The 12,511-nt window shown below is 38.8% G+C and carries 11 protein-coding genes; 4 read left to right on the top strand and 7 right to left on the bottom strand.

All coding sequences use genetic code 11. The features are described from left to right. Both hsdR and ACQEXU_RS12040 read right to left on the bottom strand, forming a co-directional pair. Nucleotides 1-1,061, bottom strand: a 1,061-nt coding sequence (gene hsdR / locus ACQEXU_RS12045; protein WP_427010992.1) for an EcoAI/FtnUII family type I restriction enzme subunit R, incomplete at its 3' end; no start/stop codon positions are given. Nucleotides 1,062-1,252: 191 nt separating this feature from the next. Then, nucleotides 1,253-1,483 (bottom strand): helix-turn-helix domain-containing protein, encoded by a 231-nt coding sequence (locus ACQEXU_RS12040; RefSeq protein WP_025571346.1) that lies wholly within the window; start codon nucleotides 1,481-1,483, stop codon nucleotides 1,253-1,255. A gap of 134 nt (nucleotides 1,484-1,617) precedes the next feature. On the opposite strand from ACQEXU_RS12040, the gene ACQEXU_RS12035 reads away from it, so the two are divergent. Continuing rightward, complete coding sequence (locus ACQEXU_RS12035) at nucleotides 1,618-2,142, top strand: hypothetical protein (protein WP_025612551.1); 525 nt, start codon at nucleotides 1,618-1,620, stop codon at nucleotides 2,140-2,142. A gap of 429 nt (nucleotides 2,143-2,571) precedes the next feature. Here the strand turns inward: ACQEXU_RS12035 and ACQEXU_RS12030 are convergent, their stop codons facing one another. Then, a complete protein-coding gene (locus ACQEXU_RS12030; RefSeq protein ID WP_074544458.1) occupies nucleotides 2,572-3,366 on the bottom strand; it encodes a DNA repair protein in 795 nt (264 codons plus the stop codon). Between the two features lie 13 nt (nucleotides 3,367-3,379). Further along, the gene (locus tag ACQEXU_RS12025; protein ID WP_074544457.1) at nucleotides 3,380-3,571 is read right to left on the bottom strand and encodes a helix-turn-helix transcriptional regulator; all 192 of its coding nucleotides are present in this window, start codon (nucleotides 3,569-3,571) and stop codon (nucleotides 3,380-3,382) included. A gap of 105 nt (nucleotides 3,572-3,676) precedes the next feature. On the opposite strand from ACQEXU_RS12025, the gene ACQEXU_RS12020 reads away from it, so the two are divergent. Beyond that, complete coding sequence (locus ACQEXU_RS12020) at nucleotides 3,677-4,861, top strand: HTH domain-containing protein (protein WP_074544496.1); 1,185 nt, start codon at nucleotides 3,677-3,679, stop codon at nucleotides 4,859-4,861. Nucleotides 4,862-5,851: 990 nt separating this feature from the next. Here the strand turns inward: ACQEXU_RS12020 and ACQEXU_RS12015 are convergent. Continuing rightward, nucleotides 5,852-7,660, bottom strand: a complete 1,809-nt coding sequence (locus ACQEXU_RS12015) for a hypothetical protein (protein WP_074544456.1) — start codon at nucleotides 7,658-7,660, stop codon at nucleotides 5,852-5,854. Nucleotides 7,661-8,315: 655 nt separating this feature from the next. On the opposite strand from ACQEXU_RS12015, the gene ACQEXU_RS12010 reads away from it, so the two are divergent. Together ACQEXU_RS12010 and ACQEXU_RS12005 are read left to right on the top strand one after the other, a co-directional pair. Then, entirely contained in the window at nucleotides 8,316-8,555 is a 240-nt protein-coding gene (locus tag ACQEXU_RS12010) for a helix-turn-helix domain-containing protein (RefSeq protein ID WP_017788886.1), read from the top strand. Then, the gene (locus ACQEXU_RS12005) at nucleotides 8,549-9,877 is read left to right on the top strand and encodes a type II toxin-antitoxin system HipA family toxin (RefSeq protein ID WP_072603483.1); all 1,329 of its coding nucleotides are present in this window, start codon (nucleotides 8,549-8,551) and stop codon (nucleotides 9,875-9,877) included. The genes ACQEXU_RS12010 and ACQEXU_RS12005 overlap by 7 nt, the downstream gene beginning before the upstream one ends. 194 nt (nucleotides 9,878-10,071) lie before the next feature. Here ACQEXU_RS12005 and ACQEXU_RS12000 read toward each other — a convergent pair whose 3' ends face one another. Beyond that, nucleotides 10,072-11,100 carry an IS630 family transposase gene (locus ACQEXU_RS12000; RefSeq protein WP_427010986.1) on the bottom strand — a complete coding sequence of 343 codons (1,029 nt, stop codon included), beginning with the start codon at nucleotides 11,098-11,100 and terminating at the stop codon, nucleotides 10,072-10,074. Between the two features lie 66 nt (nucleotides 11,101-11,166). Further along, nucleotides 11,167-12,492 carry a tyrosine-type recombinase/integrase gene (locus ACQEXU_RS11995; RefSeq protein ID WP_074544455.1) on the bottom strand — a complete coding sequence of 442 codons (1,326 nt, stop codon included), beginning with the start codon at nucleotides 12,490-12,492 and terminating at the stop codon, nucleotides 11,167-11,169. Nucleotides 12,493-12,511: the final 19 nt, after the last annotated feature.

The following is a 12,511-nucleotide window of genomic DNA, read 5'->3' as shown; positions in this document are numbered from 1 at the left end:
AAGAAACCGTCTTCAATACCTTGCTTTAGAGAGTAGGTATAAATGGCGTCGCCAAAGTACTCGGTGTTAGACACGATGTCGGTTTCTTTTGGTGTCGCGGTTAGCCCTATTTGAGTCGCTGAACCGAAATATTCAAGAATCTCGCGCCATGCGCTGTCCTCAGCGGCACTGCCACGATGGCACTCGTCAACGACAATAAGGTCAAAGAAATCAGGATCGACCTGTTTGTATGCTTTTTGATGCTCTTCTGGCCCTGTCAGAGCTTGATACAGAGCTAGGTGGATTTCGTAAGCGGGATCGACTGTTCGCCCTGTGACTTTGGTCATGGCTGGGCCAAACGGTTGGAAATCATTGGTTTTAGTTTGATCGACCAGAATGTTTCTGTCCGCCAAAAACAGGATGCGTTTTTTGGCTCGGGATTTCCATAGTCGCCAAATAATCTGGAAAGCAGTGTAAGTTTTGCCCGTACCCGTTGCCATAACCAAGAGTGCACGGTTTTGTCCTGCTGCTACCGCTTCAACGGTTTTGTTTATCGCCTGTAGTTGATAGTAGCGCGGAGACTTACCGTTACCATCATCATGGTAATCTTGAGTAATGACAGGAAGGTGCTCGGTTTTGTAGCCTTTCCAAACGCAGTACTTGCCCCATAGTTGCTGAGGTGTCGGGAAGTCTTCAAGTCGAATTTCAGTTTCGAGTTGAGCTGGGTTGGTTTTGTCGTGGAAGATAAAACCGTCACCATTTGAGGCAAAGACAAAAGGGACTTCAAGTAGGTTGGCGTAATCAAGCCCTTGTTGCATACCTTTGCCGATTTCATGCTTATTCGCTTTTGCTTCGACAACTGCTAGAGGCATGCTCGGTTTATGGTAAAGGACGATGTCCGCAGACTTAACCTTTTTCCTCGCCGCTGCCTGACCACGAACGATGACCTTACCGTCACGTAGTTTTACCTCTTGACGGATTTGAGACATATCATCCCATCCAGCATCTTTGATAGCAGGAAGAATGAATTTCGTGATGATGTCGGTTTCAGATAGCTTTGATTTATTAATTGTCGATTTCATGCGATTAGCCAGCTCAGTACAAATGCATTTCATGACTATACCAAAGGATGCATAAAAGCAGAAAAGATACTGACTTATCAGTGAAGTGGATGGTGTTTTTCTAAAATAGGTAAAGGAACTACACAGGTAGAAATCTACACTGCGAGAGCAGTGTAGTTGTTCGTGAAAAAGCTTAAGGGCTTAAGCTTCTCCTAATCCAGTAAGTCAGGTCGATCTTTGGGTAAAAGATCAGCCACCTCACAATCGAGAACTCGAGCTAGCTGATAAAGCTTTTCAATTGTGATTCTGACACCATCTTTCTCAACTTTACTTAGGTAGCTTCTGCTAAATCCCGCTTTTAAGCTTGCTTCAGTGCTTGATAAACCACATCTCTGTCTCTGAGCTGCAATGTTTTTTGATATTTCTTTTGCCAGATTGTTCATTTCTTATTCTTTTTCATTACTACTTTATCAAGTGTACATAACTCCATATTTATACGCTATCTAACAACTGATTGACCAAATAATCCTAGTATAATATATTATACCAATATTTAAGTGACAGCAGGTGTTTATGTATGAGAGTTGGGACAATGCAGTTATACAAAATCGGCCTCAAAAGCCTTAAGTCTTTTGAGACTGACGAATATTTTGACCTGTATAGCTACCAAGCACTGCTTAAACCGATGCTTGATGAGTATTACTGTACTGATGAACAAATTGAGAGATTTAATAATCAGTCTTATCGAATTTTGAAAATACTCGAACAAGAAGGAAAGGTTGTGCGATTAAGCCCTCCTCGAATAAATAACGCTCAATTTGTTGCCGTCGGGGGCAAAAAAGTCACACAAGAAAAGCATAGAGTCGGCCAAGGGTATTTAGAGCCAGAGCCTGTTAGCGAAGAGCGACAATACCAAGATCAGTTAAACACCAAAATCGTTGAAATTAATGTTCAAATAGTCGCACATAAAGAACTGTTGGATCTGTTTCCAGTTCATGGTGAACATTTGAACAACGAAATAGAAAAGCTAGAGAGTGAAGCATTACTTACTGAATATAAAAAAGAAATTTTGGAGAAGATTATTAGTCAAGATAGGCGCTAAGCTTGTAAAAAGGGTGGTTCTTAACTCGCGGTCTGCACTTTAGGAACCAGTTCGTAGTTGGACTCTCTTTGTCGTCATTCCCATGCGTGGGAATGAGTCAGCGGTTCGATAGTGATTTGTGAGGTGCTATGGGATCTTGCTTTAATTTGTGGGGGAATTTTCTCTGCTTTCAATGACTAAGCTTTGTTCGGCTGCAAACGCTTCGAGAATTGAGTCGACGATTTCGATGTAATGGGAATAGCGACAGAAAAACGAAACATGAGTCTTCTCGCTTTTAATGTGTGATAGCGCGAACATTGTTCATTCCAATATCCACATAAAGTTGACCTTTGCGATCGCACTGAACAGCATTCTGTGCATTAAATTTCGATTTTAGGTAGTATTTTATAGCCATTCCCACGAGTGGGAATGGTTCATCGTGATTCAGAATTAGCTTGAGGGCGCGTTTTCGTTGGTAGTGTTAGAAAACTCGCCGCGTTCTTCTAAGCGACCTTCTAAGTTAGCTTTCTTGATAAGCGTTTCTTGCAAGAGGGCGGCAGTTCGCTCAAGTTCTTTTCTCATATTCTGATTTTCAGATTTAAGCTTCGCATTGTTGTCTTCCAATACAGCATTGTCGCGTTGAAAGGCAAATGAAGAGTCTGAACTAGCTTGTAAAGTTGAGGCTTTGTTTTCAAGTCTGCTCACTTCGGTTTTTAAGCGCTCATTGTCGATCTTTAGTTCACTAAGTTGCGCAGGTAGTTCTTTCAGCTCATCAAGTTTGTCTTGAAGCTCTTCGACCAACTCACTAGATTGTAATGCTTGTAGTCGTTTCTGTTCAGAACAGTGTTCTGCTATCTTTACTCGACTTTCTACAATACTAGCAATGTCACTCTCTACAGCTTGCCACAATGCCACTATGTCGAGTTTTAGTGCGGCTTCTAGTGGGCTGGAAAACCACTGAGGAACTTCTCGATTATATCGATTCGTATTAGGTTGAGCAGAAGCGAGTACTTGAAATGCTATTTGAGCTTTTACATACCTCCCACCAACCGCGGCTTGTAATTGGGCTGGGTTCTCAAAACATTTTCCTTCCGCTTTTGCAGCTTCGTAAGCGTCAAGCATTACGTCGAAGGTAATGCCTTTATCGGGATCTTTGTTCGCGTTATGCATCTCTTGAATAAATTGCTGCTTAAGCTTGGTACGTAAGTCTGTAATGTAAGTGCGTTCGTTAGTTTGTATGTTCATTCACTTATACCTCTTAGTACGGTAGCTCTGTTGTTTGTTCTTCGAGCCATCGTTCAATAGTCTCTCGTTTCCAGCCCACAATTTTCGGGCTGATTGCACGAGCAGCAGGAAGGCGACCTTCTTTTCTCCAACGCCAAACTGTTACTTTGCTTATGTTCAAGTACGTAGCCAACTCACTAACTCTTATAAAATTACTATCTATCATTTTTATTCTTCTCATTTTTGTTTTTATGTTTCTGTTTGATGTAATCGTATGAAAACAAACGCAAGTGTTGTAGATTAAAGAAAAGACATAATGGGGTTTACACTGATGGATAAGGTAGCTGCGGTAGTACTTGAAAAGAAACTGGAGGACAACCTTAAGAAACTTGAAGCACGATCTAGAAGTGAAAACAAAAAGCTAACTCAAAAGAAGAGTCCAAATGGTATATCTGTTATTGAAGCATTTGATGTTGATTTAGAGTTAGAAGTGTCTGAAGTGTTAATGTTAAATCTTCGTTTTCTTAAGACTTTTGCGGATCGAAAGCCGAATACCATTAAGGAGTTCGTTCGTTTTGCAGGAGGGTTGTCTGCATCAATTGATAAGCTTATTAGCTTCAGAACCCCAACATCGAATCTCTCACCAAAAGGATTACTTCAAGATCAAAACGATGAAGTTATCGAATACATTGATGTGATTGAGCAAATGCTCGTTAAAGCGAAGGGATTGACACCTCAAAGGCCATCATCTGACAATACTCAAACAAAACACACTACTTTGGCTTTACCTTTCTGTGCGCTTTGCTACAAACGAGTGAATCAGTCTCCATACTATTGTCGAGATCATCACTCTTCTAGGAGTGCTTTAGCATATAAGAAAGCCACAAGAAGATTGATTTCTGCCGTCTATCGCCATAGTGATGATGAAGATGCGCAAAGTAAGCTAGAAGACTATAAACAAGGCAAAGAAAACCTGGATGCAAGAATTTTTTTCCGTTGGCTTAATTTATTCTCAATAGAACCGAGATTGATTATGTCTGAACTACTCAAACTTGATCGAGATAAAGCTGATTGGCAAAGCTATTCCGAAGCTGTACTTACATTTGCACGCGAGCATTACCCCCATGCTTACAAGCAGGTTCGTGCTACTGGCGACTCGGCCTCTTGTTACGATAAATGGATTGTTGATGTTGCTAGATTGCTTGGAGGGGAAATAGAGGCAAACTTATGGAAAATAAAAGATGCGTATATATGGCTAGAGAATTCCAACAACATACAAAAATCTTTGACACTCTTAAATTGTTTACGCAGATATGAAGCGTTTGCGATAGTTAATAATTTCCCCGTTCTAAGCGGAGCGAAACAAGGCACCAATACTAACACAGCTAAGCGTGAACAGTTGAAACAGCTATTAAAAGAAAGAGATGATGACCCATCTCTTACGATGAATGATATTGCAAAAAGGCTTGGCGTGTCGCGAACTGCTGTATACAAATTGAAGAATAAAATAATTTAGTATGTTAGAGGTTCACTATAAAATTTGATTGTGTAATAATTACAAATTTTAATATATTCATGCTGGCAAGCAGCATGATTTTTCGTGAAATAATATCTCTATTAAATATCTTCAATTTTTTGTTTTAATAATAATTGTTTTTATATTGTCGTTTTTATTTATCGAATTATTAATTCTTGGACTTAAATAAAACTACATTCCCTCAAAAAAATATGTTATAACTATTATGACTGTTATAACTATTATGACTGTTATAACTATTATAACGGTTATAGATTTAATATAAGGAGTAAGCCAGAATAATTAAAAACAAATGAGCAAAACTTGCTCTTGTTGATTTTTTTTCGTTGTCGCAGAGAGCAATTGCTGTGTCGCAAAAGACAGTTTTAGTGCTTCGTGTGACATTTTTTATTTCTTCGCACGTAAAGTGAACTTTCGTGCATTGGGGGTTGCACGTAAAGCGGTTTTTCGTGCATTAAAAAAATCCGCTTTGTTCTTCATCGGATTTTTAGGGATAACTAAAGCAATTTATTTTTCCAGAAAGCCTTTATCCATAAGGGTGACTAGTATTATTTTAGGGATGTAAATAGGTAAGTTTAGGACTGAAAATTTTCAGAACAGTGTTCAAACATAACTTGTTTTTTCATATTAAAAAAACAAAAAACAAAAAACAAAAAAATTAATGGCGATTTTATTTGTAAATTTACGAGAACAGTGTTCTTGATAATACTGATAACGATTAATTTTGTATTGATCTCACTAGAAGCTCTGTAGTGCCTATTTCCCCACCTGTTCAGAGTGACCTATCTATTGGTGCAGAGTTAGCTAGGCTACAGAGCTTAGCTCTGTAGCTTTTCTATTAAGAGTGACCAGTGCTCTACTTAGTCAGTTAATCCAAACTCGTGTTTGGACAGAAACGTGATTGGCCTCTTGCTCTAAATCGTTTAAAAAAGGTTGAAAGGCACCTTGAAATCTTGATTATTTGTCATATTAAATAATCACAGAAAACTCTAAGTCGCCAATTTTATCAAATGGATTCTTATCAATAGATTTTATTTTATTATCAACAACTAATTGATTCGAAAGAATTACGTCGTCCAAGGTTAAGTTAGATAAATAATTTGCACCTTTCACTGTGTCAAGCACAATTAAGAGAAGAGTATTTACGTAATCCGACAGGTGGTTTATTGCATAGTGACTTAAACTATCAGAAAACCCAACATGTACTATATTATTTCTCTTTTGATATATTCTGTATAATTGTTTCTCGATATCCTCTCGGGTATAACTAATTCTCTTTCTTATCTCCTTCTTATTGGAAACAATGTTATAAAGAGCGAAAAACCTAAAATATAAAAAATCTAAACTAATGATTGATGCACATACCTCTTTAGCACTTGACTCGCAAGTTACTATTTTGTAGAAGTCATCCAATGAAATTTTCCTAGAAAAAATATCATCATTAATATTATGACGTTTTTTAACCGTATCTGGAATGCTAACGTGATAACTCTCCAGCAGTATAAGAACATATTCTACACGTTGCCTTATTGATTGTATTGCATATAATTTTGGCAAGAAGTTAATTACGGAGGCTATTATACTTTTCTCATCCCCTGAATAAGATAGTGACTCAAGGCCAATCCATAAACTTAACAATTTCTGCTCTAAACGTGCGGATTCCTTAACCTGTCTTAAGTTTTTAAGAACACCCTCAATTTTTTTCTGAGAAGAAATTTCAAATCGGCTTCTAAAATCATAGTTAACATACTGATTAAATTGACTATTCCTCAAATCGTAAGTTAATAAGCTGTTTAACAACTTGACATTAACATCACGTTGGTAAGTATGCCCTTTAGCTTTATAATCAACATAGCAATTATCGTGGATTGATAAGTTAGTCTTAGATAGTAATGTTTTTAAAAGATCAATTTCGGATTCTATTTTTTCATTAGCTAATAGCGATGCACCAACATAATCTAAAGTCTCAATCGATATTTGAAAATAAAAATCAGGGGAGAATTTTGAAAACGTCTTTGTCGATATTGTATAGTGCTTATCAGGAATGCTATCTAATATCTTAACCCCTTTAACTGGAGTGTATTTCTTAATGGTTTCTTTTTTATTGGTTTTAATGCCAAAAAATACCTTAAACGGTCTAACCTTACAGTCCAAAGAGTTAAAGAAAAAATCAACTTGGTCTTTATATATTCTGTTATTATAATTGGACACTCTAGTAAGCACTTGTGTCTTATTAAATAAATATGTTGGAGAGTACCCAGAACTCAAAAGAAATGTAACATATGCTCTTGTTAATGAGTATATTTCTTCTGTAATTCTTCCCTTTTCACTTATATCACGATTATCACAAATAGATTCAATTAAGAGTGCCTTAATCGTATCAAAGTACAAATCATGCTGTTCAATAATTCTTTTACATAGAATACTTAATTGAATAATAAGCGATCTAGAAAATTTATCAGCACTAAAGTTTTTGGCACAATCATCGAAAACATCTAAAATATCACCAAAAATACTTTTGGATACAACGTCTCGCTCAAGAGCTAACTTAAGTTCTTTTAATGATGAAGTTAAATACCCTTTGCCCTTGTCATTTTCCTCATAAACTTTAATGTTTTCTAATACTTCTTTTGCTAAGTCAAGTACACCCATCATCTTGGCTTGATGAAAATGTGGTGTTTCCACTGATAGAGATTCAGAAAAACACTCAAGAAAAAACCTTGCTCTCCAATCAGGGAAAGGTAGTTTATCCCATGCTTCTTGTTTTAGGACTTTCAATATAAACCTCAAAAATTTAATACTCGGGCGACTAGCCCAATAGCTTCATCTCTATGCTCGCCATTTTGCATTTTTATCAATCAGTTACAACTAAATCATTGTGATTTAGAGAAAATTATTCACTGAAAAATCTAACATTACGTGTTAAACCGATTATCAATACATATTCTCATCAATGCATATAGTGCGAATGCAACATGAAAACTATGAGTCTATGCAATAGGTATGCTCAAGCACGCTAGTTTATTTCAAGAGGATTGGCTCAGAGTGTTTTGCAGCCATACTAACGGTGTACCAATGTAGTCCTAAGAAAGTTTGGGGCAAAGGTGATTTAGGCAACTAAGAAGGATCTCTTCTGAGTTGCGAACGATAGTGCGCTCTTGAGTTTTAGCATTACACCAGATATCGCAAACAATGTAGTTGAGCTATTTACGACTGGTCTATTTCACTAAGTCGTTTTACTTAAAACTCTTGGATGATATGTGCTCTGGACAGATTTCTGACTAACTTCTGCTCATATACTTTTTAGAGTATAAATATTAAATATACTCTGTGAAGTATATTGTTTTAATATACCCCATAGAGTATATTTGCATCATATACTCTATGGGGTATATAATGCACACTATCTCCATATCTAACTAAGGGTATCATAATGCTAGTTAACACACCGACAGCCCTCGGCAATGCGTTACGCGAAGCCCGAAAGGACAACGGCCTAAAGCAAACAGATCTTGGTCTGCGGCAAGCAACGGTATCAAATTTTGAAAGCAACCCTGAAAAATCCACGATAGAAACATTATTCAAGCTCCTGTCTATCAATGGGCTAGAAATGCATATTGTGCCTAAAGGCAAGCACATTACTGAAACTAAAGGGGCTGTTGACGAATGGTGAATCGACTTCATGCTTACATGAATGGCGTAAAGGTTGGGGTACTTGAAAAGCGCACAAACGGCGCACATGTTTTCACTTACGATTCGGATTGGGTTTCAGCACCAAATGGTCGTCCTATCTCGCTTTCTATGCCTCTCAGGAAGGGTATGTATACTGGCAGTGAGGTTATTAACTTCTTTGATAACTTGCTGCCAGATAATCAGCAGATACGAGATAGAATAGCTGCTCGCTATAAAGCAGATACTAAACAGCCATTCGACCTATTAGCTAAGGTTGGTCGAGATGCTGTTGGTGCTATCACGCTAGTTCCAGAAGGCTTTGATGTAGATGATCATCGAGTTATAACCGCAAAGGCGTTATCCGAAAAGGAATTGGTTAGAATCCTAAAGGGATATATGGAGGACGCTCCTTTGGGGATGCTGAAAGAGGAAGATGATTTTAGGATCTCGATAGCGGGAGCGCAGGAAAAGACAGCCTTACTGTTTCACGATGGAAGATGGATGCTACCACAGGGAATGACTCCAACTACGCATATTATCAAGCTGCCAATAGGTGAAATTGTTTCTCAGAACAATGTTATTGATTTGTCTGCTAGTGTAGATAATGAGTTGATTTGTATGAGGCTAGCAAAGGCGTTCGGCATTCAAACGGCAAACTGTGACATTATTCGTGCTGGTGATGTTCGTGCCTTGTCTGTTGAGCGATTTGACCGAAAATTATCTTCTGATAACAGCTATTACTTGCGCTTGCCCCATGAGGATTTTTGCCAGGCAAAAGGGATTCCCTCAGCTAGAAAATATGAAATTGACGGTGGTATCGGCATAGAAGAATCTATTGATATTTTGCGATACTCATACGAAATCAACGATACTGTTACTTTTGCACGTTCTCAGATATTGTTTTGGCTACTAGCTGCCATTGACGGGCATGGAAAGAATTTCTCTGTAAGTATAGCCGCATCTGGTCGATATCAGCTTGCACCACTGTATGACATTATTTCGGCACATCCACTGGCAGGTGGGCGTGGTTTGAGTGAGCGTAAGATCAAGATGGCAATGAGCTTACGTGGTACTAGTGGTCGAAAATGGAAGTGGCACCAACTTCAACCGCGCCATTTCGAAGATACCTTTCACACTATGAACGTCCCGAACATTAGGCGAGAAAAGGTTCGCTTATTGCTTGATGAGTTCGAATCGACGGCAAGGGCGGTGATTGATTCTGTCGGAAACTCGCTACCAACTGATATCAATGAAAGCGTAAGAGATAAGATATTTAACGGTGTCTTAAAGACCGTCAAGAAGATTCAATTGACAAAAAAATAAATCAGTATTTAAAGAAAAGCCTCACAGTCGTGCAAGTTATTGCACGACTGTTTTGATATTTTTGGGGATGGTCAAGCTACCGCTCGCTTTGTTAGTTGTCAGCCACGCCTGTAATTCGAAAAGGGCAAAGGCTTGGTACAGTGGCTGAGCTATCGAGTCTTTTTTGGCGGTTTCGTAGATAAAATTATACCCGCTCAACTTGAAGATGCAGGTCTCAAAATCTGAAAATTATCCGTAATTCTGGATACCAGTGAGCCTGCAACTTTTGGCAGAGTTACATTGAAAAATTCATTAATAGCCGTTGTAAAGTCAGCCTTTGAGGAGAAGTAAATATTGTTCCTCACATACTCATTCATCACTTTCCATAACCGCTCTATTGGATTTAAGTTTGGGCTGTATGGCGGTAAGTAATGAAGCTCGATATTGAGCACTTTTGCCGCATTTCTTACCATTTCTGACTGATGATAGGCGGCACCATCAAGTACTAGGTGTACTTTTTGCTCCAACGGGTAATGTTCCTTTTTGAGCTTCCAGAAGAAGCGAACGATGCTCTCGCTGTTTATCGTGTCATACGTTTCTGTCACGGTTGCGCCAATATTTTGGAGCGGTAAAGCACCGATAATATTAAGACGACTTCGACTGCCTGTTGTCTCAATCACTTTGTTTTGGCCTTTTCGTATCCAGCCATAACTGAGTTTTGTTGACTGCGTAGGATGAACGGCATCCATGAACAACACTGGGTCTTCACTTTTTCTTAGCGTCTCGTTGTAATGTTCGATAAAGGCTTGCTGCATCTCTGGGTCAAACTTGTGCGGTACACCTTTCGGCTTTTTATATGAGAAGCCGTGATGATGTAGCCACTTGTTCATTCCTGCAACGGTATAACGGATACCAAACTCAGCTTGTACATAAGCGACAATTTGGTGGGTATGAAAGTACGTTTTCTCAGCCAGATGTTCGATAAGTTGCATGGTTTGCACAGCAGAAAGTCGGCTTTGGCTACCACCATTTTCAGGCTTTAGTTTTTCAGAGAGAACGTAATCACTGAGATGACGAGCGACGGTCGATTCGTGAATACGAAGAGCTTGAGAAATCATCGCCTGGCTCCAACCTTCAGACGCGAGTAAAACCGCTTTGATGCGGTCACGCACTCGACCATCACGAGTTGAGTCGTGCATCTCTTCGAGTTGTTGTTTCTGTTGAGGAGTCAGTATTATTTTCATGGTGCGTAGCATGATCCTGATTTTATGAGAAATCAAGCATCTTCAATGATCACGGGTATAGTTGTATTAGGAGGTTAGGTTCTCCTTCTTCCAAGGAAGCTCTTTCTCAAAGTATATGAGCTTATAATCCTCAAGGCGTGAATTGAGCGCCTCTTCCCATTTCTCTAGCCCTGAACGCTTTTCATCGATGTATTCGTACATGTCGTAGTGTCTGCCTGACACATCATTAATGGCATGTCCCTGTATACGGTCACGATACTCTTTTGAGATTTTGATTTCGCCACCTAAAGTCTTTACCGTTCTACGAAAGTCTCTAGCGACAAACGACCTCACTTTTGTCACTTTTTTGTACGTAATTAGCGCTTGAGCAATTGTGTTAGTTGGCATATGTTCATCAGTATTTGTTTTCTTATAGAAAACAAATGGGCTATTAGTACTGCTTGTTTGTTCTCTAATTTCTTCTAGTATTTTGATCGCAGATTCAGTGAGTGGAACCATGTGGTTCTTCTTAGTTTTTTGGAAAGCTTCAGTGATTAGAACTGTTCTTTGAGCAAAATTGATATTCGCCCACTTAATCGTTACTACTTCGTGTGGGCGCTGTCCTCCGAGATAGAAACAAAGCCTTAATACCTGCCTAGTTTGATATGCGAGGTTTAAATCGTCATACCGATGTTCCATGTCATAAAGAAGGTGAATTACTTCTTTCCATGACAGGTAATGGTTTCCGACTTTTTCGGATTGTGTTGGGATATTAGATATAGGGTTGCTTTTTATTCCGAATTTTGCGCCTCGATTGCGATATTTGGGGTCATTGTCATACTCCAAAGCAAAGTTAAAAGCAGCATGAAGAATTGAACGGATTTTGTTGCTTTTCGAATCGTAACCTTGGTCTATAGGGATTGCTAAAGCGTCGAGAAAATCTTCGGCTTCAAAGTCCTTAGCTTTTTTATTTATGTCGACATAAGGGAATACGTTGGCAACGATTTTTTGATATTCGTCTTGATATGAGCGGTTACCTTTATCTTTTTTGTGCTGCGTATGAAAATTGATGAGTTGCTCAAACGTTCCTAATTCTTTTTGTTCACGCTCTTCCTTGGCTTTTTCTTCGGCTTGTTTCTTTCGTTCGGTTTTTGGATCGATTCCTTGAGATAATAGGTCACTATATTCTTTGCAAAGGTCACGAGCTTGGGAAAGGGTCATACCTGGAAATTTCCCGAGAGGTATAAACTGAGCATTATTAGGGCCTTTGAAGTAGCGGAATTTGAAGTTGATTGAACCTGAGGGCATGACTTGAACTCCGAGCCGACCTTTTCCTCGTTCTCCTGTTTTGTCCCACACGTAATATGGACTTTTCTTCGGCTGTAATCCCTTTATCTCTTTTACAGTTAACATTTCATCACCTCAACTCACG

This window comes from Vibrio sp. TRT 21S02 (assembly GCF_050113675.1).
GTDB lineage: Bacteria > Pseudomonadota > Gammaproteobacteria > Enterobacterales > Vibrionaceae > Vibrio.
The sequence above is the reverse complement of the archived record's forward strand: the minus strand, read 5'-3'. Positions and strand labels throughout refer to the sequence as shown.